Here is a 21,188-nt window from a genome sequence, read left to right on the forward strand (position 1 = left end):
GCTATTAACCCTCGGATTACGATCCACTCTTTTTCGCTGAAAGATCTTGCCTACCCAATTTATTGACCTACGGTAATTTGTTCAAGCTCTTTCCACAATTATTAAGGGTTTTTCCGATTTGAAATTTTTCATTAGAAGTGTATTAGAAACAACGCTAAGAGATGATAATGCCATAGCAGCGGCTGCAATTGATGGATTCAAAAGCCAGCCAGTGAATGGATACAAGACACCAGCGGCGATTGGAATGGCTGTAATGTTGTAAAAAAAGGCCCAGAAAAGATTTTGGCTGATTTTTTTGAAGGTATATGAGCTCAATTCAAGTGCCGTTACCACATCCCGTAAATCATCCTTGAGCAGTATAATATCTCCTGTTTCAATTGCCACATCGGTTCCAGAACCTAAAGCTATACCTAAGTCAGCTTGAGCCAAGGCTGGTGCATCATTGATACCATCGCCAACCATTGCCACAACATGTCCCTTTTGCTGTAATTTTTTTATTTCGACTGATTTATCATGGGGTAGTATTTCAGCAATTACCTCATCTATGCCTGCCTGTTGTGCTATATTTTCGGCGACTATTTTGCTGTCCCCGGTAATCATTGCTATTTTTTTGCCCATTTTTTTGAGCATCTGTACTGTTTCTCTTGCGTGGTCTTTAAGAGTATCGGCAACCGCAATAATGCCGATAATGTCTCCGTTTTGAGCCAAAAAGATCGCTGTTTTTCCCTGGTTTTCCAAAGAGGTTATTGCATCTTGTGCAATGGGTATATTAGTTAAATTGTCTAACATCAATTTTTTTGATCCTAGAAAGATTTTTTTATCGTCTAATTCTGCTGAAATTCCGTAGCCTGGCATAACTTGAACTTTTTCTGCTTCCAATAAATTTATTTTCATTTGTTTTGCTTTGTTAACAATTGCTTGAGCCAGGGGATGTCCCGAATTTTTTTCTAGAGACGCAGCTAATTGTACAATGTAGTTTTTTTCAATATCATCGGTTTGGATAATATCAGTGACGCTGGGTTCGCCTCTTGTTAAGGTTCCTGTTTTGTCAAACACAACAGTGTCTACACTTCTTGCGATTTCTAGTGCTTTGCCACTCTTTATTAAGATGCCATTTTTTGCTGCGAGACCTACACCCATTATGACAGCGGTTGGTGTTGCTAAACCTAATGCGCAAGGACAGGCAATGATCAATACAGCTACGAAAACCTGCAGAGAAAAAGCGAAGGATTTGCCATACAGAATCCATCCGACAAAAGATAGAACGGCAATACCTATTACGAACGGGACGAAATAGAAAGAAACTTTGTCCACCAAATGCTGTATGGGTGGTTTCGTTCTCATTGCGTCTTCGACTGCTTTTATAGTCTGTGCAAGTACTGTATCTTTTCCAACCCCTGTTGCTCGGAATTTCAAAATACCGGTTTTGTTAATTGTTGCGCCAATTACTTTATTGCCTTTTTTCTTTTCTACAGGTATGCTTTCTCCGGTAATCGCTTTCTCATCAACAAAGGAATAACCATCGATAACAACACCATCAACGGGAATTTTTTCACCAGGTCTGACCAAGATGACATCACCCACTACTACTTTGGAGATGGGGATTTTTATCTCTTCATTGTCTTTTATTATGGTTGCTTCTTTGGATTGAAGATTTATTAATGCTTCAATTGATTCGCTTGTTTTGCTTTTTGTTATCCCTTCTAGATATCTTCCGAAGGATATAAAGACTAGAATTAGAGTAGCGCTCTCGTAGTAGATAGGAGCGTCTACTTTTGTTTTCGAAAGTTCCATTATTGAAATTATCAAACTATAGAAGTAAGAAGTGGCTGTTCCTATGAAGATGAGCGAGTCCATGTTTGGTAACAGGCGGATCAAATTCTTCAAGCCGCTAATCCAAATTTCCGCACAGGCGATAATAACAGCAGTCGTAAGTACAAGCTGAATTAGATCCCCATATAATTCCAGAAGTTCAGGAATGGGGACATTCAAATGCTCACCCATAGCAATATACATGATGGGTAGGCTGCAAATGAGGGTGAAAATAAAGCGTTTTTTAAGCTTCTTCGTTTCTTCGGCTTTTGCTTCTTCGAAAAATTTCTTTTCTTCTTCCTCAAATGTTTCAGTGTACACTCGATAACCAAGATCCTCTATTATTTCTCGTATTTTGGCAATACTGATTTCTGTAGGATCAAACTCCAAGTAGACTTTCTCAGATGCAAAGTTGACGTTTGCAGACTTCATTCCGTGCGTTTTTCTCAAAACGTTTTCGATATTGGCTGCACATGCGGCGCAACGCATGCCTGATATTTTTAAGACATCTTGTTTCATAGCTCGGCTGTCAATCATGGGTTAGTCTTTAAAGCGTATCGCATGTTTTTTCAATTCTTTTGTATAGACTTTCTTTAAATTGATTCCCCGGTCAATACGCTTCTCCTTTAGGGGTTGATTTTAGGCTTTTCATATTGGAATTGTCTGAAGTCTTAATTTTTTTACCTGGTGGGCAGGAAAAAATTGAATATATTTTTTTCTTTCTGGTAATACTTCTGCTATCGTTTTTACGTTTTCTTCTTTGATATCAGATGGAAGATGCTGCCTTTGGTATCTCATCATGTAATGCCTTTATATCTGTTTGATAACAATGTTCGTATCCACTTTGGGAAGCTTTTACGGAGTTTTTATTTTAACTTAATTTGGCGCCGAATTTTTATCTTGAATTTTTACTTTTGATGGTGTTTATACAGACATTCCAAAATGAAAATTGCAATTTTCCGTGAGCTGTAATTCGTTAGTTGGCCATTTTAAAAAGTGTTCCATTATACAAAAGAGGGGTTTATTTAAAATCTGAAGCATGAATGGCAAAGAACCTACTTTATCTGTAATCACGCCGTCTCTAAATCATGGGAAGTACCTTCGAGCGACAGTGGAATCTATATTAGCCCAATCTTATGACGATTGGGAACATATTGTTGTGGATGGTGGATCAACAGATGAGACGATTGAGATCCTGGAATCGTACAGCCATATTAAGTGGATTTCCGAAAGAGAAACGGACAAGAACACCATTCTTGAAGCGTACAGAAAGGCCTTCTCCATGTCAAGGGGAAGGTATATCATTCAGTGCTGTGTAACCGATGGTTTTCTTCACAAAGATTGGTTTAGGATGTGTGTGGATATTCTAGAGAGTGATCGGGATATTTCTTTGGTTTGGGGGCTTCCCCAGCGTATGTCATCCGATGGAGTTTTGGGGAAAATTCATTTTGTGGAGTTTTTGGACAGAAGCCCACCTCAAAAAAAGGAGTTTCTTCCCTTTTGGTTGGCTACAGGTTTTGGTTTTCCCGAAGGTAATTATTGTGTCAGACGCAGAGTGTTTGATATCTGTTTTCCAAAGCGGGGGGATGAGGATCTACTCAGTTTAAATCCTGCTTGGGGGTTTAACTACAGGTTTAATACGCTGGGATATCTCCCTTTTTTTCTTCCGATTATCGCAAATTACGGTAGGAAACATGAAAATCAGCGGGGCATCCGTCTTTATGATTTGGAGGATAAAGCCTCGCATTTTTACAGAAGACTTGTTGATAAATACAAAATTTTGCTGTTAAAAGGTAGTGTTACACATTATTTTAGAGATGGGGATTCTGAGATTATAGATGAGGTCCGTCGAAGAGACTTGGGTGAGATAATGGTTAAGGTGTATAAATACAAAGTAAAACAAAAGATAAGGAAAAGGTTTCAGGAGTTTTTGGAGAAACTATAAAGGCGAAGGGAGTTGTGACATATGTCGATGAAAGTTCTTGTAACCGGCGGTGCGGGTTATGTTGGATCTATTTTATGTGAGCATTTGTTGAGAGAAGGTTTTAAGGTCACGGTACTGGATAATCTTATGTACAGGCAGACCTCTCTGTTCCATCTCTGTGCAAACAGAAATTTCGAATTTGTTCATGGTGATGTTAGAGATGAAACACTAATGAGAAAGTTAGTTGGTCAGGTTGACGTATTGATTCCTCTTGCCGCTATTGTGGGAGCACCTGCATGTGATCGAGATCCGTGGCTGGCAAAGTCGGTGAATTATGAGTCCATATGTATGTTGAATAGAATTCGCAGTAATAGTCAGCTGGTCATATTTCCTACGACAAACAGTGGTTACGGAACAAAATCGGGTGACATCTACTGCACTGAGGAGACTCCTTTAGAGCCGATTACTCTGTACGGGCAGACTAAGGTTGAAGCCGAAAAAGTACTACTAGATAGTGAAAATACTATAACTTTGCGGCTTGCAACGGTTTTTGGAATGTCTCCAAGGTTGAGAATAGATCTTCTTGTAAATCACTTTGTTTATGCTGCAGTTACAGAGGGTTACATCGTGATTTTTGAGAAAGATTTCAAAAGAAATTATGTCCATGTTCGGGATGTTGCCGATTGCTTCATTCACTGTATAAAGAATGCTGAGAAAATGGTTGGTAAGCCTTACAATGTAGGATTGGATGAAGCAAATCTCTCCAAGGAAGAATTGGCTTTAAGAGTTAAGAAACATATACCCAATTTTTATATTCACTTTTCAGATGTGGGAAGTGATCCAGATAAAAGAAACTACATTGTATCAAACCAAAGGTTGAGGGATGCCGGTTTTGAAGCGAAGATTACGATAGATGATGGCATTAGGGAGCTCATCGTTGGTTATAAAATGCTGGTCAGAGGAAAGTTCAGGAATGTGTAACAATTTACCCTTATTGTAGGAGGGAATTGCGTTTTGGAGAATAAAAAACGTTTTTTAGAAGATGATGTTCAAGCTTTCATTCTTGCAGGCGGGATGGGAACTCGTTTGAAGTCGGTGATTTCTGATCGGCAGAAAGTCATTTCCGAAGTAAAAGGCCGACCTTTTATTACATACATTTTCGATCTTCTACTCAGAAATGGAATTGAAGAAGTGGTAATATTGGTAGGCTGGAAGGGAGAAGAGGTCAAATCTCTGATAGGGGACAAGTACGGTGATCTTAAAATATCGTATTCAATAGAGGAAAGACCTCTTGGGACAGCTGGAGCTCTTAAGAATGCTGAATCCTTTATCAAAACGGAAGAAATACTTGTGCTGAACGGAGATTCCTACTGTCATTTTGATTTTCGTGAATTATTGATTTTTCACAGGATGAAGAATTCTCAAGTTACTGTAGTTTCAATAGAGGTAGAAGATACTTCTCGGTATGGAACTTTATATTTAGATGAAACCTCGCGTATTGTTAAATTTGCGGAAAAGGAGGGTGAATCAAGGAGGGGGTTAATTAACGCGGGGGTGTACCTTATGTCGCGGAGTGTTGTTGAGTCCATTCCTTTCAATCAAAACTGCTCTCTGGAGAAGGATGTGTTTCCTTATTTAACTGGAATATGTGGGTACATAGTTCAAGGACCTTTCATAGATATAGGAACACCTGAGGATTACAAGAGGGCTTCAGAGTTTTTTGATTCTTTTGCTAAAATCTCATATGGGTGATTTTGCCAGTGCATAAAGAAAACCAGGTGCTGTAAAACTGAAATGGTGATTGTTAGAACCCCTTTTAGAATATCTTTCTTTGGCGGCGGGACGGATTATCCAGCGTGGTATGAGAGAAACGGTGGGGCTGTTTTAGCTGCCGCAATCAACAAATACTGTTATTTAACGTGTCGATACCTTCCCCCATTTTTTGAACATCGTATTCGTGTTGTGTATTCTAAAATAGAGAACTGTTCGGTCATAGATGAGATTCAACACCCTGCTGTAAGGGAAATCCTCCGGTATATGGATATACAGAGGGGGATTGAGATTCATCATGATGGCGACCTCCCGGCGAGGAGTGGTATCGGATCCAGCTCCTCATTTACAGTGGGATTGTTACACGCTCTTTATGCCTTAAAGGGAAGAATGGTAGATAAGGAAACATTGGCCAGGGAGAGTATTCACATAGAACAGAATATCCTGAAAGAAACTGTGGGTTCTCAAGATCAGATTATGGCCGCATATGGTGGGTTTAATCACATAACTTTTAAGGCTAACGAGTTCAATGTAACACCAATTACCATTTCGAAAGACAGAATATCGCACCTGCAGCTTCACCTTATGTTGTTCTACACAGGTATTAAAAGGACGGCCGCAAAAATTGCGGAAACGTACGTTAATAAGCTCGGTAGTGTGGAGAATCACTTGATACGCATGTCTGAGTTTGTGGAGGAGGGTTTGCGTATCCTTAATAGTTCTAGCGATATAAAGGATTTCGGAAGACTTCTTCACGAGGCGTGGATGGTAAAAAAAGATTTGAGTGATAGAGTCACCAATCACTATGTGGATGAATTGTACGAAACGGCTCTCTCCGCTGGTGCCATTGGAGGAAAGTTACTTGGCGCTGGTGGGGGAGGATTTATGCTTCTTTTTGTTCCACCTGAGCAGCGGCCAGTTGTTCGGGAGCGCCTTAAGAAGCTTGTTTACGTTCCTTTTTCCTTTGATTATAGGGGCAGTCAGGTGATCTTTAATGATCCGCAGGAAGACTACACGGAACTCGACCTAGAAAGACGTAGCAAAAAGGTGGAGGTTTTTGAAGAACGCGAGTTCATTGAGAATGGGGAAAAGATATGATCGCGTATTCAAGAAAGTTTCTTCGAAGGCTATTTTATGAGATGCTTCGCATTCGCCTTGTGCAACTTAAAATTGAATCACTTTACCACCTGGACGAAATGAAGACACCGGTCCATCTCTGTATAGGTCAGGAAGCAGTAGCAGTTGGTGTATGTGCAGCCCTAAGGAGAGATGACTATATTTCGAGCAATCATCGAGGGCATGGTCATTATCTGGCGAAAGGTGGAGACTTGAAAGCCCTCATTGCCGAGCTTTACTGCAGAGAGACAGGGTGCTCAAAGGGGCGTGGGGGGTCAATGCATCTCGTTGACACATCTTGTGGTCATATGGGTAGCTCTTCAATTGTCGGTGGAGGGATACCTATCGGTACTGGTTTGGCTTTGGCTTCTGTTATGAAAGGTGAGGACAAGGTAAGTGTTGTCTTCTTTGGTGATGGTGCAGCTGATGAGGGGGTTTTATATGAGAGCGTGAATTTTGCAGTGTTGAAACGGCTACCAGTTATCTATATATATGAGAACAACGAGTATTCTGTATGTTCTCATGTTTCTCAACGTCAGTGGGGTGATGTGGTTTTTCATCGCACACCCGCTAACAAAATGATGACCTGCATCATTGATGGGAATGATGTTTTAGCTGTTTATGAAGCAACCTTCAAGGCGGTGAGGAGGGGACGGAAAGGATTGGGGCCATCGTTAATCGAGTGTAGAACTTACCGTTTACGTGGTCATGCCGGTGCTGGTTCAGATGAGAAGCTGGGTTACAGAACTGCGGGAGAAATTAGAAAATGGGAAAAGAGATGTCCGATAAAGAGATTTAAAGCAAAACTCCTAAAAGAAAAGATTATTTCCCGAGCTGATATTGAGATTATGGAGAAAAAAATCAGTGAGGAAATTGAAGAAGCGTTTAGCTTTGCTCGAGAGAGTCCGTTACCACGGGAAGAGGATCTAGAATTGTATCTCTTCAAGGAGTGATAGGTTATGCCATGGACCCGCATTGCTGCAGAGCGTAATGAGCCATTTAGCGACACTATGAGAGGTGAGCGACGTATTTCCTATGTGGAAGCTATTCGTGAAGCACTGGATCAAGCTCTTACCATAGATCCGCGTGTTTTTGTTATGGGACAGGGAGTTGATGATCCTGCAGGCATGTTTGGTACAACATTGAATCTACATAAAAAGCACGGAAAGAATCGCGTTTTCGATACACCACTCGCTGAAAATGCACTCACTGGTATTGCCATAGGAGCGGCTATTGGGGGTATGCGTCCTGTCTATTTCCATAACAGGCCAGATTTTCTTTTCCTTGCTATGGATCAATTGGTGAATCACGCGTCGAAGTGGTATTACATGTTTGGAGGTCGAGTCTGTGTACCGTTAGTTGTATGGTCATGTATTGGAAGAGGATGGGGATCGGGAGCTCAACATTCCCAAGCAATTCAGGGTCTGTTTATGCATATTCCGGGCATAAAGCTAATAATGCCAAGTACCTGTTACGATGCAAAAGGGTTGATGCTTGCTGCGATAGCTGATGATAATCCTGTTTTGATTATTGAGCATAGGTACAATTTTCGACACATCGGTGTAGTTCCAGAGGAACCCTATCTTGTTCCCATAGGGCGAGGTGTCGTTCGGCGGAAAGGAAATGATGTAACAGTGGTTGCTGTTTCATACATGGTGACAGAGGCTTATTATGCAGCTCAGAAGCTTGCGGAGGAGGGAGTGGAGATTGAAATTATCGACCCTCGTACCCTTCGTCCTCTAGATGAGGAACTTATAATTTCCTCGGTGGCGAAAACACGTAGGGTTGTAATTGCTGATACAGGATGGAAAACAGGGGGGGTAACAGCTGAAATTGCGGCATTAATTGCAGAAAAGGCCTTCCTTTTTTTAAAAGCACCGGTGCGTAGGGTTGCTTGTCCTGATGTGCCAACTCCTGCGGGTTATACACTGGAGAAGGCATTTTATAGAGGAGCAGAAGATATTGTTGCTGCAGTAAAGGAAGTTATGAGCTATAGTTAGTAACAGTTACATTTTGTTTCTTTGAGAGAGGGATTTTTATGGTTAAGGAGATGTTGAAAGTACCTTTTGGAACCATATCAATTACTGATTCGGCAAAGGATTTGATCCAGGAAATCATTGCTGCAAGAAGGATATCCAGTGGAAGATACGTGCGCTTGTTTGAAGATAAGTTTGCAGAACTTTTAGGAGTTAAAAGTTCCGTTGCTGTGAGCAGCGGTACCGATGCTGATATCCTGGCCTTGGCGGTGTTTCATGATTTTGGTGCAGAGAGGGGCGATGAAGTTATAGTGCCAGCTTTATCTTTTGTTGCTACTGGAAATGCTGTAGTTCACGCGGGGTACAAACCTGTTTTTGTAGATGTAAGCAGGGATACACTCAATATCGATCCTTTACAGATAGAAGATGCGATTACGGAGAGGACAAAGATAATTATGCCTGTGCACTTGATGGGTAAACCTGCAGACATGGATGAGATAAATCGTATTGCAGGAAAGTATGGACTTTTCGTCGTGGAGGATGCAGCAGAAGCGCACGGGGCATTTTACAAAGGGAAGCCTGTTGGAACGCTAGGAGATATGGGAGCTTTTAGTCTTTACATTGCACACATAATAACCACGGGTGAAGGAGGTATTGTAACGACCGATAATGAGGAATACGCAGAGATATTACGGTCACTTAGATCGCACGGAAGATCGTGTAAATGTAAGGAATGTGCTATAAACGTCACTTCTTCTTTCTGTAAGAAGCGGTTTCAAGGTGAAGACGGCGAAGATCGCCGGTTTTTCTTTGAAAGGATTGGATATTCATGCAAAATGAACGAGCTTGAAGCTGCAATTGGAATTGGTTCGTTGGCTATGTATCACGAGATAGTAAACAGGAGAAGAGAAAACCTTTTGTATTTCATCTCGAAGTTTGATCAGTTTAATCCTTACTTATCAACCATCAGGGAGGATCCGTGGGAGAGTATTGGACCTCACGCGATTCCCATTGTTGTGCAGGAAGATGCCTCTTTCACGAGAGCACAATTGGCCCGTTATCTCGAGGAAAGAGGAATTGAAACTAGGACCCTATTTGCTTCTATGCCCACTCAGTGTCCTGGTTTTGCGTATCTTGGCTACTCACTGGGGCAATTTCCCAATGCGGAATATATAGGTAGGAATGGAATTCACATAGGAGTTCACCAGGATCTGACTATAGAACATATGGATTATGTAATAGAGGTGATTAGAGAGTTTTTAGAAAAGTACCAGGATTAGGGTTTTCTATGAGAAGGCACGATATTGACGTAGTTCTTGTAAATCCTGGCAATCGCTCAGAGGCCTATCAAGAATTGGGAGATACTTTGGCCGCCATTGAACCCCCTGTCTGGGCGGGGTTGATAGCCTCTTTTATAAGAGCCAAAGGTTTTTCTGTGGCAATTGTGGATGCGAATGCGGAAGGTTTGACGCCATTGGAGATCTCCCGAGCTATATATGACGCAAATCCTTTGCTGGTTGTTGTGGTTGTTTATGGTCACCATCCATCAGCCTCAACACAGAATATGCCTAGTGTAAGGAGGATATGCAGGGCGATAAGGGAAACTGATCCTACAATAAGGATAGCGCTTCTAGGTGGTCACGTAGCTGCTCTGCCGGAAAGGACATTGGAGGAAGAAGAAACTGATTATGTATGTGATGGTGAAGGTCTATATACCATCTTGGATCTTTTGACCTTATTTCATGAAGACGGTCATAATGTGGAAAAGGTCCGGGGGCTGTGGTACCGGAAGGATGGGAAGATTTGTAGAACGGAAGCGGCTCCCCTTGTTATGGACCTAGATGGGGAAATGCCAGGGGTTGCCTGGGATCTTTTACCTATGAAAAGATACAGGGCGCATAACTGGCATTGCTTTGGAAATATTTCTCGGCAGCCTTACGGCTCGTTGTATACCACCCTGGGATGTCCCTTCAACTGTCATTTCTGTTGTATTCAGGCACCTTTCAGAAGTGGGGAGCGTGTCTTGGGCATGAAGAAAAATAGCTATCGACTCTGGAGACCTGAGTCGGTGGTTTCTCAAATTGAGACATTGGTGAGTCTTTACAATGTGCGCAATATAAAATTTGCTGATGAGCTATTCGTACTGAACAGGAGGCATGTTGAAGGCATATGTGATTTGCTCATAGAGAGAGGTTTCGATTTGAACATATGGGCCTATGCTCGTGTCGATACACTGAACAAAGCTATTTTGGAGAAGTTGAGGATGGCAGGAGTGAGATGGCTGGCTTTGGGTATTGAATCGGCGAGCGAGAGGGTACGCAATGATTCTCAAAAAGGGGTTGATAATTCTAAAATTTATAAAGCGGTAAACGAAATTAGGGGGCAGGATATAAACATCATCGGTAACTACATATTCGGACTCCCGGAAGATGATCTAGAGACGATGAATGAGACACTGGATATGGCTTTGTCTTTGAACTGCGAATTTGCCAACTTCTACTGTGCTATGGCTTATCCAGGATCTAAACTGTACGAACGAGCCCTTAAGAATGGCTGGCCTTTGCCTGATTCCTGGGGTGGATATGCTCAACATTCCTATGACACCGTACCTTTACCGACCAAATACTTACCACCTCGGGAGGTACTCCGTTTCAGGGATGAAGCGTTCCACCGTTACTTTACGGACAGTGGTTACCTTGCGATGATAGAAAGGAAATTTGGCATCAGCACTGTCAGAGAAATAGAAGAGATGACTAAAAGACGTTTGAAGAGGCGATTGTTGGAGTGATTTCAGGTCACTTAGTGATAAGGTCTTAGTGAGTTTATACATGAAACTTTTCTCTGTTGCTTGACTCCCACTGAAAACTCCTTCAATTTCGACGAAAATTTCTTTTCTCCGACCAAAGCAATACTTTTACTTCTTGATAAATGCTTGGAGTGGACACTTTTTAAAATCTGCTTGACTTTAGAAAAAAATTGGACGATACGGAACGAACATTCATTCCAAATGTGTCTCTATGGTTCAGGGGAGTAAGAGAGAGAGAATTATGCGTGCAGCGCTGGAGGTTATAGCGGAACGTGGTTTTCATGCCTCTCCTATGTCACTTATTGCGGAAAAAGCCGGTGTTGGTGCGGGTACCATATATAGGTACTTCGAGAGTAAGGATGTTCTCATCAATAAGTTACACGATGATCTCAAGGAATACATACTTAAAATTCTAATGGATAAGTACCCTTCGGGACGTACCCTGAGGGAAAGGTACATTCATCTGTGTTTTACTTTGCTTAAACATTTCATGTCACATCCCTTACACTTTCGGTTTCTGGAACAGTACTACAATTCGCCCTATGGCGTTTCCCAGCGGAGGGATAAGATCCTACGCAGGTCAAATAACAATTCTGATATTTTTTTAAAGCTGTTCGATGAAGGGGTTTCTGAGGGGATTTTAAAGGACCTGCCTGTCGCCGTTTTTGTGGCTTTATCCTTCGGTCCATTGATTGTTTTGGCGAGAGATTATATCTGTGGTTTATTGGAACTTGATGATGAACTTGTTATGAAAAGCATCGAGGCATGTTGGGATGGAATTAGGAAGTTAAACCAAAGTGAGGCGGAGTGATGTGTAGTAGGGTGAAGGTATTAAGAGATACACTTGGCGGGACAATTACGTTTATTTTTTTACTTCTGTTTCCCCTACTGTATGCTGGTTGTGGGAGACAGCAGGCTGCTCAAGTCTCAGGAGCCCCCCCTGAAGTGGGTGTGATTTACGTTAGAGCATCCACCGTACCCATAGTTACGGAATTAACTGGTCGCGTAGTTCCTTCTCAGATATCTGAGGTAAGGCCACAGGTAAACGGGATTATACTGAAGAGGCTTTTTCAAGAAGGTTCTGATGTAAAGGAAGGTCAAGTTCTTTACCAAATAGACCCTGCTCCCTACCAGGCAGCCCTGGATAATGCTCAGGCCGCGCTGGAAAGAGCAGAGGCGAATCTGCCAGCGATAAGAGCAAAGGCGGAGAGAGTGAGAGAGTTGCTCGCCACAAGGGCGGTGAGCCAGCAGGATTACGACGATGTAACAGCTGCTCTAAGGCAAGCGGAGGCTGATGTGCAGTATTGGAGAGCTGTAGTGAAAACGGCTCGTATAAATCTAGGATATACTAAGATAACTGCGCCGATATCTGGCCGGATAGGAAAGTCGAATGTTACAGAAGGGGCGTTGGTTACGGCGCATCAACCGGTACCTTTGACAACTATCCAGAAATTAGACCCCGTTTATGTTGATGTACTACAGTCCACAGCGGATATGATGCGCCTGAAAAAAATGGTTCAGAGTACTTCCCGGAGCGGAAACAAAGATAATGTTCGTCTAGTTCTGGAAGATGGTACACCGTATCAATGGACGGGCAGGCTTCAGTTCCGTGATGTAACTGTTGAGCCATCTACGGGTTCAGTAATCCTCAGGATTGTTTTCCCCAACCCTCAAGGCATACTTCTCCCCGGAATGTTTGTGAGGGCCCTTGTTGAAGAAGGGGTTAACAAAAACTCTTTACTCATACCCCAACAGGCGGTTCAGCGGAACTATCGTGGTGACCCCTATGTGTTTGTGGTTGACCCGGAAGGCAGAGCGCAGGTGCGTCTAATTGTTTTGGAAAGGGCCATAGGGGATAAGTGGCTGGTATCTTCAGGACTTAAAGCTGGTGATCAAGTTATTGTGGAAGGTATAATCAGGGTAAGACCAGGTGTTCCCGTGAAACCTGTACCTTGGAGCGCGGCTCCTTCACCATCACCTGTATCTGCAAAGTAGTAGGTGGAATCATGATTTCCCGATTTTTTCTCGACCGTCCCGTTTTTGCCTGGGTTATTGCTATAGCCGTTATGGCGTGGGGTTTGCTCGCCATTTACTTTCTACCTGTTTCACAGTATCCTGCCCTTGCCCCACCTACTATTAGGGTATCAGCCTTTTATCCTGGTGCATCGGCAGAAACGGTGGAGAACAGTGTCACCCAGATCATAGAACAGAAGATGACTGGTCTTGATCGGATGATTTATATGTCCGCAATAAGTGATTCTGCTGGATCGTCTACAATTGAACTTACGTTTGCACCTGGCACAGACCCCGATATAGCCTGGTCAAAGGTTCAGAACAAGCTGCAACTTGCCCTTGCGAGCTTGCCGGAGGTGGTACAGCGAACAGGTGTAACGGTGGCGAAGTCCACGAGGAACTACCTTTTAATTGTTGGGCTTATTTCCGAGGACGGTAGCATGAGTGGCTACGACCTTAGGGACTACGCGCAATCGAAACTTGAGCAGGTTCTGGCAAGGATTCCTGGTGTTGGTGAGGTAGAGCTCTTTGGTTTCCAGTATGCCATGCGTATATGGCTGAATCCGGATAAACTCACGGAATACCAACTCACAGTGGAAGATGTTATCCAAGCGTTGAAAGCTTATAACGTGGAAGTATCTGCAGGGCAGCTTGGGGGAGCACCAGCTGTGAAGGGTCAACGACTCAATGCGTCTATCGTGATACAAAATCTCCTGAAAACTCCCGATGAGTTTGCCGCTGTTCCGCTGAAGATAAGACCGGATGGTTCAGTTATTCGCATAAAAGATGTGGGAAGAGTAGAACTGGGAACCGATTATTACGACATAGAGGGGAACTACAACGGAAAACCCAACGCTGGTCTGGCCATCAGGCCCGAACCTGGGGCAAATGCCCTTGTTACGGCTGATCGCATTAAGAAAACAATGGAAGAGATGAGCCGTTACTTCCCACCGGGAATGAAAGTGGTGTATCCGTATGACACTACTCCTTTTATAAGGGTTGCCATTGCCGAGGCGTATAAGACACTGATCGAAGCTATAATACTTGTCTTCCTCGTTATGTGGCTTTTTCTTGGTGACCTGAGAGCTACCCTTGTCCCCACTATTGCCGTACCTGTTGTCATTTTGGGCACATTTGGGGTTCTGTGGGTTTTCGGCTTTTCTATAAATATGCTCACCATGTTTGCTATGGTTCTTGCTATTGGATTGCTGGTTGATGACGCCATCGTCGTAGTGGAAAACGTGGAACGTATCATGACTGAGGAAGGCCTTCCACCGCGGGAGGCAACGGCCCGTTCTATGGACCAGATTACCCCAGCCCTTGTGGGGATTGGTCTCGTGTTATCAGCGGTCTTTGGTCCGATGGCGTTTTTCCCCGGATCTGCGGGTATTCTATACCGTCAGTTTTCAGTTACGATTGCGTCAGCAATGTTGCTTTCCGTTCTTGTAGCTTTGATCCTTTCTCCTGTTCTTTGCGCTTCTCTGCTTAGGCCCGTGGAAAAGGGTCATGAACCGGCGGAGCACGCAATACCGTTCTTGAGACCCTTTTTTCTTTGGTTTGATCGGGTATTTTTCAAAACACGGGATAAATATGTGCGATACGTAAGGCATACCCTGACAAGAAAAGGACGATACCTGATTATTTATCTCGTAATAGTTGTGGCATTAGGTGTGCTTTTTGTCCGTATGCCTACAAGTTACATACCTGATGAGGATCAGGGTATTTTATTGTGTCAGGTAGTTTTACCCTCCGGTGCCACCATGGAGCGGACCCAGATGGTAGTAAGTAGTGTACAAAATTACTTCCTAGAACAAGAAAAAGAGGCGGTGGCTTCCACTATGGGTGTTGTGGGTATTGGGTTTGCCGGGAGAGCACAGAATCAGGGGATGGTTTTCGTAAAGATGAGGGATTGGCATCTTCGGGATAGAAAAGACTTGAGGGTTAAGGCCGTTGCAGCACGGGCAATGGTTTATTTTTCGAAGATCAGAGAAGCTTTAGTTTTTGCCTTTCCACCACCACCAGTAATAGAACTGGGAAGGGCAAGAGGTGTGGATTTCCAGCTAGTGGATAGAGGGGGGATCGGTCATATTGCTCTTATGGAGGCCAGGAATAAGCTCTTAGCTACGGCATCAAAGGATCCCCGTCTTGTGAACGTCCGCCATAACGGTATGGATGATGTCGCTGAGTTCCGTGTTGATATAGACTGGGAAAAGGCTGGCGCTATGGGTATACCTATTACCAGTATTCACAATGCCATATCTGCGATGTTTGGTGGTGCTTACGTTAATAACTTTATTCAGGGTGGACGAGTTAAAAAAGTGTATGTGCAAGCTGATGCACCTTTCAGGATGTTGCCAGCGGATCTGAAGAAAATATACGTGCGGAATCGCGAAGGGAATATGGTGCCTTTTGATTCCATTGCCTCTACTCGATGGACGATAGGTTCACCACGGTTGGAGCGTTTCAATGGTTTTCCATCCATAAATATACTGGCAGAACCAGCTCCTGGGAGGAGTACGGGAGAGGTTATGAGGATCCTGGAAGATATAACCAACAAACTAGGGCCAGGGGTAGGTTATGATTTCCAGGGTGCGTCATATCAGGAGCGTCAGGCAAGGAAACAGGCAGGTCCTATCTATTTGTTCTCTATATTTGTCATATTCCTCTGTCTGGCTGCTCTTTACGAGAGTTGGGTCATTCCCATATCCATTCTTTTGATACTTCCCCTTGGGGTTATAGGGGGTGTTGTGGCATCTACGCTCAGAGGATTGCCTAAAGATGTGTATTTCCAGATTGGTTTACTTACCACACTTGGTCTTGCCACAAAGAACGCTATTCTAATTGTTCAGTTTGCCAAACAGGCTCTTGAGAGCGGGATGGATCTCACCCAGGCCACTCTGGAAGGTTCGCGCATACGTTTTCGCCCTATAGTGATGACTTCTCTTGCTTTTGGTTTCGGGGTATTACCTCTTGCTGTAGCTACAGGTGCGGGTGCAGGGGCCATGAATGCCATTGGTACTTGTGTATTAGGTGGCATGGTGACGGGGACGGCTCTTGTTGTTATCTTCAATCCCCTTTTCTACGTTATGATAGAGGGAAGTTTGGGTAAGACGGCACGCAAAGATAAGGGGAAATTAAAAGTGCTCAGTACTATGGCAGATTGGTTGAGAGAAAATGTGAAAAGGCTGAGATCAAATAGAAAAAAACAAGAGCAACAAGGCAACTTCCCTACGGTGGTGATATGAGAAGGATAGTTCTGTTTTTCGTATTTGTGTTTATAATTTATGGGTGCACGTTTGCCCCTGAATTCCAACGCCCTGCAACGCCTGTTCCTGATAGCTGGCCGAAGGGGGAAGCTTATAGTATTCCTGTTGAGGGTGCAAAGATTCCCACAGAAATCAAATGGCAGGATTTTTTTGCTGATGGGAAGCTGTGCGCTGTTATATCTGAGGCCCTTAAGAATAATCGTGATTTAAAGCTTGCCGTTTTGAATGTCGAAAGGGTTAGGGCGCTTTATGGAATCCAGCGTGCTGAATTATTGCCAAGTATAAATGCTGCCGGGACCATGGCTAAGGAAAGAGTTCCTGCAGATCTTTCAAGCACTAGAAGGGTAACTACACAGGAGAAGTACAGTGTTAATCTTGGTATAAGTGCGTGGGAGATCGATTTTTCAGGTAGGTTGAGAAGTTTGAAGGATCGTATGCTGGAGGAGTACCTGGCGACAGAACAGGCGAGTCGGGGTGTGCGTGCGATGCTGATTGCATCTGTTGCTAATGCGTACTTTTCACTTGCGGCCGACAGGGAAAATTTGAGAATTGCCACTTCGACACTCAAGACCCAACAGGAGATGTTCGAGCTTATGAAAAAACGTTATGAGGTCGGACTTATCTCCGAAATTGATCTCAAGCGAGCACAGTCGCAACTTGAAGCGGCAAGGGGTGATGTAGCTCGATTTACCCAGTTGGTAGCGCAGAGCGAGAATGCCCTTTTTCAACTTGTAGGTTCAACTCTTCCACCTGAACTTCTCCCCGATGGTCTGGATCATGTGAAGCCGCCCCAAGATGTGACTCCGGGTATACCTTCAGAGGTTCTTTTGAAACGGCCTGATATTTTGGAGGCTGAGCACAGATTGAAGGCAGCGAATGCAAATATAGGTGCAGCCCGTGCTGCTTTTTTCCCCCGCATCGCTCTAACCGCAAGTGTGGGGACAGCGAGTGCAGAGCTTTCCAATCTTTTCAAATCAGGCCAGGGTACTTGGAATTTTATGCCGCAGATTGTGATGCCGATCTTTGATGCCCGCACGTGGGCTGCGTATGATGCAGCTAAGGCAGAGAGGGAAATGGCGCTCACTAAGTATGAGAAGGTGATTCAAGAAGCCTTTAGAGAGGTTGCCGATGCTTTAGCAATAAGAGGTACCGTAACAAAACAACTGGAGGCACAGCAATCTCTGGTTGAGGCACTTAATCAAACTTACATTCTTGCGACTACCCGTTATATGAGGGGTCTTGACAGTTATCTAAGTGTGCTCGATGCACAGCGTTCCCTTAACGATGCAAAAAAGGGTTTAGTCAATCTCCGCCTCGTGAGCTACACAAACTTGGTTACGCTTTACAAAGTCCTCGGTGGGGGAAGTTAGTTTTTAGTGATGACTTTCAATTTTTCGTTGATGATCTCCTTTGCTTCTCCGATAATACGATCCACCAGTTCTTTCACGGTGGGTATATCCTTTATTAGACCTATGCACTGACCTATTGAAACGATGCCTTCATCGATGGTTCCCACTTCGAACATTTTTTGACCTTTACTGCCAGCGATGAGATGGTGCAGTTCATCAATGGTTGCACCACTTTTTTCCATTTCCATCACCTTCAGACTGTATGGTGTTTTCGCCACTCTGAGGGAATTTCGGAACGCACGGAGGAGTATCATTGTGTCTCTTTCGGAGAATTTGATTAACCATTCCTTCACATTTCGATGAACGGGTGATTCTTCCGTAAGGAGAAAACGGGTGCCCATATTGATACCGGAGGCGCCAAGGGCAAGAGCCGCTACTAGGCCGCGCCCGTCGGCGAAGCCACCGGAGGCGATAATGGGAATGTTCAACGCATTGGCGGCCGCGGGTATCAGTACCAGTCCTCCTACGTCATCTTCACCTGGGTGGCCGGCGCATTCGAAGCTGTCTATACTGACGAAGTCACAGCCGAGTGATTGAGCCTTAAGGGCGTGCCTAACACTTGTGCACTTGTGAATGACGGTAATTCCATTTGCTTTGAGGCGCTCTATTACCCGCTCGGGATTATTTCCCGCTGTTTCCACAATTTTTATGCCCTCACTTATGATCACGTCTAAAATCTCATCGTAGTTTACATCGCGGAATGTGGGAAGCAGAGTAACGTTCACTGCAAAAGGTCTGTCTGTCATGTTTCGCGTTTTTTCAATTTCTTTTGCCAGTTCCTTCCCGCTGGCAAAAGTTAAAGCGGTTAGAGTTCCGAGAGCTCCCGCATTGGAAACTGCACTTACCAGCTCGGCACGTGATACCCAGAGCATACCTCCTTGCATGATGGGATGTTCGATGTTCAGTATCTCAGTCATCTTCGTTTTGAGCATAAGTTTCTCCTTTCTTTTGGATTTTCAGGATCTAAATGTGAGTCGTGTTCCTGCCATGTTGAGAATGAAACTGTCATGCATTGATTTTTCAATTTCCAAAATGGCCCGCCGTCCTGTACAGTGACAGGGGATTACATAGTCAGGTTGTAGTTCTTTGAGTTTCTCGACCGTTTTTCCGATGATCCCTTCAAAGAGTGAACCTGAGAGGTGGAAGCCTCCCATTACTGCGTGAATTTTGTTCACACCCGTTAATTCTACAGCATATAGCAAGGTGTTGACAATACCAGCATGGGCACATCCAGAAACTACAACGAGTCCTTTACCCTCAAGATGCATCACGATGGAAGTATCATCTTCTATGGGGTCCCATTTTTCCGATCCCTCGTCCTCGTAGTATGCTATCGGAAATCCCCTTTCGAAGTCTGTCCGTCTAGGAATTTCGCCTAGAAAGAGTACTGTATCGTCCAGAAGAAAAAAGGGTGATTTTGATTCAATCAGTTTCAACCCTGCTTTCTCAATCTCTGTTCTATCCAGAGGAGAGAAATAAACTTTACGACCTGGCATTTTCAAATATCGAGGTGTGCGAAACACGGCGGGGTGAACAACGAAAGGTATGTTTTTCTTATTTATCAATGCTGTTAGAGTTGAAAACCCTCCTGTGTGGTCATTATGACCGTGGGATAGGACTACAGCCTCTACCTTGTCCATCTCGATGCCCAGAACTCTAGCGTTGTACGCAGCACCAATTTCCGAAAAGCCAAAGTCAAGTAGTAATGACCTTGATTGGTCTCCGTATACCGTTTTTACGTATACTGAGAAGCCGTGCTCGGCGATAACGGACATCCTTAAATTGTCTTCCGAAAAGGGTGCTGCTCTTGTCACTATAGCGGTGTTATCCATAGCTGTTATTTCAATGTAATTGTCTTGAAGCGTCGTAATTTCAATACTGTTTACGGGTTTTAATTTTTTATCCATTTTCCACTCCATAGATTTATTCTGGCTTGTCTTCCGGCAGTTGTTCACCAATGGCGAGACGGCATATGTCGCTTATCATGTAGTTTTTCATACCGGCCTCACGAGCTTTTTTGCTGAGTGTCCTGAAGCACATAGGACATAAGTAGACCATGGCCTCCGCCCCATTTTTTTTAGCGTCTTCTATATTCTTGTCTCTGAAAGGTTCGAAGTTTTTACCTCTGGGAAACAGTTTCAAATTGGGACCCGCAATCTCAACACCACAGCACAAGGCATTTACGGCATCGTAAGTTCTTTTAACCCTTTCCACACCTATGAGGGAAAATATCTCGTCAAGAAAACGGTCCTTTTCAGGGGCATAACGGGAAGCGCAAGGTCGCTGGTAGGCTATTTTCATGTCTAATTTCCTGATCTTGTCGGAATGCTTTCTCAGATATTCGGCGAGGTACTCAATTATAGATACTGGACGGAAAGGCACTTTAATACCGTACTCTGGGGCTATTCCTGCAAGCAGGGCATAACAGTCTTCATGCACAAAGACGATTTCCTTTGCTCCTGTTTTTGCTAGGTTATCCACAAGACCCTGGAGGCGTTCTCTCATGATGGACTCGTCCCCCATATGGACAAATAGAACGTTGCAGAAGTAATGCCGTCCCTTAAGCAAAGGTAACTCCTGGAAGAGGTCTCCCTGAATAGCCCATGGCATGCTGCCTTCCATTACGCAGAGAGACATGTAACGTTCCTTCGGCTCTACAGGACGGGGTTCGCCTTCAGCTTTGAATCTGTCTGCCATTTGTTTTCTTAAAGCAGGGTCGGTGAAATCGCCTGCCTCTTCCATGCGTTTAAGGATGAGATCGAAGGGGCGGGCATCTTTGGGACAGTATTCGTTACAAGCAAAACATGTTACACAATCATAGATCCAGTTTTCCTTTTCACCTCTGGCAAGTTTTTTAAACGCCTCTGACCCGCTTTCTCTGTCAAAATCCAGGTAGTTACACCTTGCAAGACATTCACCGCAAAAATCACAGCGATCTTCACGAAACATGATTTATTTCCTCCATGTTTTAAAGTGGGCAAGTTAATTTGACATAGACTATCTCCTTAAGTCAAGGATATATGAGAATATGCACCTCATATTTATGTGATCGATCACACATTGTATTTCGAGGATGTGAAAGGAGTGTGTTTTTCT

Annotated in this window: 16 protein-coding genes; 12 read left to right on the top strand and 4 right to left on the bottom strand. The window is 43.8% G+C overall.

What is annotated here, in order from left to right; translation table 11 throughout:
* Window positions 1–81: 81 nt before the first annotated feature.
* The gene (locus N2317_02555; GenBank protein MCX7816379.1) at window positions 82–2,331 is read right to left on the bottom strand and encodes a heavy metal translocating P-type ATPase; all 2,250 of its coding nucleotides are present in this window, start codon (window positions 2,329–2,331) and stop codon (window positions 82–84) included.
* Between the two features lie 520 nt (window positions 2,332–2,851).
* On the opposite strand from N2317_02555, the gene N2317_02560 reads away from it, so the two are divergent.
* From N2317_02560 to N2317_02615, 12 genes are all read left to right on the top strand, one after another.
* Window positions 2,852–3,757 (top strand): glycosyltransferase, encoded by a 906-nt coding sequence (locus N2317_02560; GenBank protein MCX7816380.1) that lies wholly within the window; start codon window positions 2,852–2,854, stop codon window positions 3,755–3,757.
* A gap of 21 nt (window positions 3,758–3,778) precedes the next feature.
* Window positions 3,779–4,717, top strand: coding sequence for an NAD(P)-dependent oxidoreductase (locus N2317_02565; GenBank protein MCX7816381.1), 939 nt, complete (start codon window positions 3,779–3,781; stop codon window positions 4,715–4,717).
* A 33-nt stretch (window positions 4,718–4,750) separates the two neighbouring features.
* Window positions 4,751–5,488: a nucleotidyltransferase family protein gene (locus N2317_02570; protein MCX7816382.1), complete on the top strand. Its 738-nt coding sequence runs from the start codon at window positions 4,751–4,753 to the stop codon at window positions 5,486–5,488.
* Between the two features lie 42 nt (window positions 5,489–5,530).
* Entirely contained in the window at window positions 5,531–6,604 is a 1,074-nt protein-coding gene (locus N2317_02575) for a GHMP kinase (GenBank protein ID MCX7816383.1), read from the top strand.
* Window positions 6,601–7,575: a thiamine pyrophosphate-dependent dehydrogenase E1 component subunit alpha gene (locus N2317_02580; protein MCX7816384.1), complete on the top strand. Its 975-nt coding sequence runs from the start codon at window positions 6,601–6,603 to the stop codon at window positions 7,573–7,575. The genes N2317_02575 and N2317_02580 overlap by 4 nt, the downstream gene beginning before the upstream one ends.
* 6 nt (window positions 7,576–7,581) lie before the next feature.
* Complete coding sequence (locus N2317_02585; protein MCX7816385.1) at window positions 7,582–8,622, top strand: alpha-ketoacid dehydrogenase subunit beta; 1,041 nt, start codon at window positions 7,582–7,584, stop codon at window positions 8,620–8,622.
* A 38-nt stretch (window positions 8,623–8,660) separates the two neighbouring features.
* On the top strand, window positions 8,661–9,878 hold the full coding sequence (locus tag N2317_02590) for a DegT/DnrJ/EryC1/StrS family aminotransferase (GenBank protein MCX7816386.1): 1,218 nt from the start codon (window positions 8,661–8,663) through the stop codon (window positions 9,876–9,878).
* 8 nt (window positions 9,879–9,886) lie between these two features.
* On the top strand, window positions 9,887–11,386 hold the full coding sequence (locus N2317_02595; protein MCX7816387.1) for a B12-binding domain-containing radical SAM protein: 1,500 nt from the start codon (window positions 9,887–9,889) through the stop codon (window positions 11,384–11,386).
* 259 nt (window positions 11,387–11,645) lie between these two features.
* Window positions 11,646–12,215: a TetR/AcrR family transcriptional regulator gene (locus tag N2317_02600; GenBank protein ID MCX7816388.1), complete on the top strand. Its 570-nt coding sequence runs from the start codon at window positions 11,646–11,648 to the stop codon at window positions 12,213–12,215.
* Window positions 12,215–13,399 (top strand): efflux RND transporter periplasmic adaptor subunit, encoded by a 1,185-nt coding sequence (locus N2317_02605; GenBank protein ID MCX7816389.1) that lies wholly within the window; start codon window positions 12,215–12,217, stop codon window positions 13,397–13,399. Before N2317_02600 ends, N2317_02605 begins: the two co-directional genes overlap by 1 nt.
* Before the next feature lie 14 nt (window positions 13,400–13,413).
* Entirely contained in the window at window positions 13,414–16,662 is a 3,249-nt protein-coding gene (locus N2317_02610) for an efflux RND transporter permease subunit (protein ID MCX7816390.1), read from the top strand.
* The gene (locus N2317_02615) at window positions 16,659–18,053 is read left to right on the top strand and encodes an efflux transporter outer membrane subunit (protein MCX7816391.1); all 1,395 of its coding nucleotides are present in this window, start codon (window positions 16,659–16,661) and stop codon (window positions 18,051–18,053) included. Before N2317_02610 ends, N2317_02615 begins: the two co-directional genes overlap by 4 nt.
* Here N2317_02615 and N2317_02620 read toward each other — a convergent pair.
* From N2317_02620 to N2317_02630, 3 genes are read right to left on the bottom strand one after another with little or no spacing between them, the layout of a single operon-like run.
* Entirely contained in the window at window positions 18,050–19,024 is a 975-nt protein-coding gene (locus N2317_02620; GenBank protein ID MCX7816392.1) for a nitronate monooxygenase, read from the bottom strand. The two genes, N2317_02615 and N2317_02620, sit on opposite strands and share 4 nt — an antisense overlap.
* Before the next feature lie 24 nt (window positions 19,025–19,048).
* Window positions 19,049–19,999 (bottom strand): MBL fold metallo-hydrolase, encoded by a 951-nt coding sequence (locus tag N2317_02625; GenBank protein ID MCX7816393.1) that lies wholly within the window; start codon window positions 19,997–19,999, stop codon window positions 19,049–19,051.
* A 16-nt stretch (window positions 20,000–20,015) separates the two neighbouring features.
* Entirely contained in the window at window positions 20,016–21,041 is a 1,026-nt protein-coding gene (locus tag N2317_02630) for a (Fe-S)-binding protein (protein ID MCX7816394.1), read from the bottom strand.
* Window positions 21,042–21,188 lie beyond the last annotated feature (147 nt).

This window comes from Syntrophales bacterium (assembly GCA_026417625.1).
In the GTDB taxonomy this organism is placed as follows: domain Bacteria; phylum Desulfobacterota; class Syntrophia; order Syntrophales; family UBA8958; genus JAOACW01.

Excerpts from the sequence above, each read along its gene's own strand:
- N2317_02555 (MCX7816379.1), bottom strand. The coding sequence starts at position 2,331 with ATGAAACAAGATGTCTTAAAAATATCAGGCATGCGTTGCGCCGCATGT.
- N2317_02560 (MCX7816380.1), top strand. The coding sequence starts at position 2,852 with ATGAATGGCAAAGAACCTACTTTATCTGTAATCACGCCGTCTCTAAAT.
- N2317_02565 (MCX7816381.1), top strand. The coding sequence starts at position 3,779 with ATGTCGATGAAAGTTCTTGTAACCGGCGGTGCGGGTTATGTTGGATCT.
- N2317_02575 (MCX7816383.1), top strand. The coding sequence starts at position 5,531 with ATGGTGATTGTTAGAACCCCTTTTAGAATATCTTTCTTTGGCGGCGGG.
- N2317_02580 (MCX7816384.1), top strand. The coding sequence starts at position 6,601 with ATGATCGCGTATTCAAGAAAGTTTCTTCGAAGGCTATTTTATGAGATG.
- N2317_02585 (MCX7816385.1), top strand. The coding sequence starts at position 7,582 with ATGCCATGGACCCGCATTGCTGCAGAGCGTAATGAGCCATTTAGCGAC.
- N2317_02590 (MCX7816386.1), top strand. The coding sequence starts at position 8,661 with ATGGTTAAGGAGATGTTGAAAGTACCTTTTGGAACCATATCAATTACT.
- N2317_02595 (MCX7816387.1), top strand. The coding sequence starts at position 9,887 with ATGAGAAGGCACGATATTGACGTAGTTCTTGTAAATCCTGGCAATCGC.
- N2317_02600 (MCX7816388.1), top strand. The coding sequence starts at position 11,646 with ATGCGTGCAGCGCTGGAGGTTATAGCGGAACGTGGTTTTCATGCCTCT.
- N2317_02605 (MCX7816389.1), top strand. The coding sequence starts at position 12,215 with ATGTGTAGTAGGGTGAAGGTATTAAGAGATACACTTGGCGGGACAATT.
- N2317_02615 (MCX7816391.1), top strand. The coding sequence starts at position 16,659 with ATGAGAAGGATAGTTCTGTTTTTCGTATTTGTGTTTATAATTTATGGG.
- N2317_02620 (MCX7816392.1), bottom strand. The coding sequence starts at position 19,024 with ATGCTCAAAACGAAGATGACTGAGATACTGAACATCGAACATCCCATC.
- N2317_02625 (MCX7816393.1), bottom strand. The coding sequence starts at position 19,999 with ATGGATAAAAAATTAAAACCCGTAAACAGTATTGAAATTACGACGCTT.
- N2317_02630 (MCX7816394.1), bottom strand. The coding sequence starts at position 21,041 with ATGTTTCGTGAAGATCGCTGTGATTTTTGCGGTGAATGTCTTGCAAGG.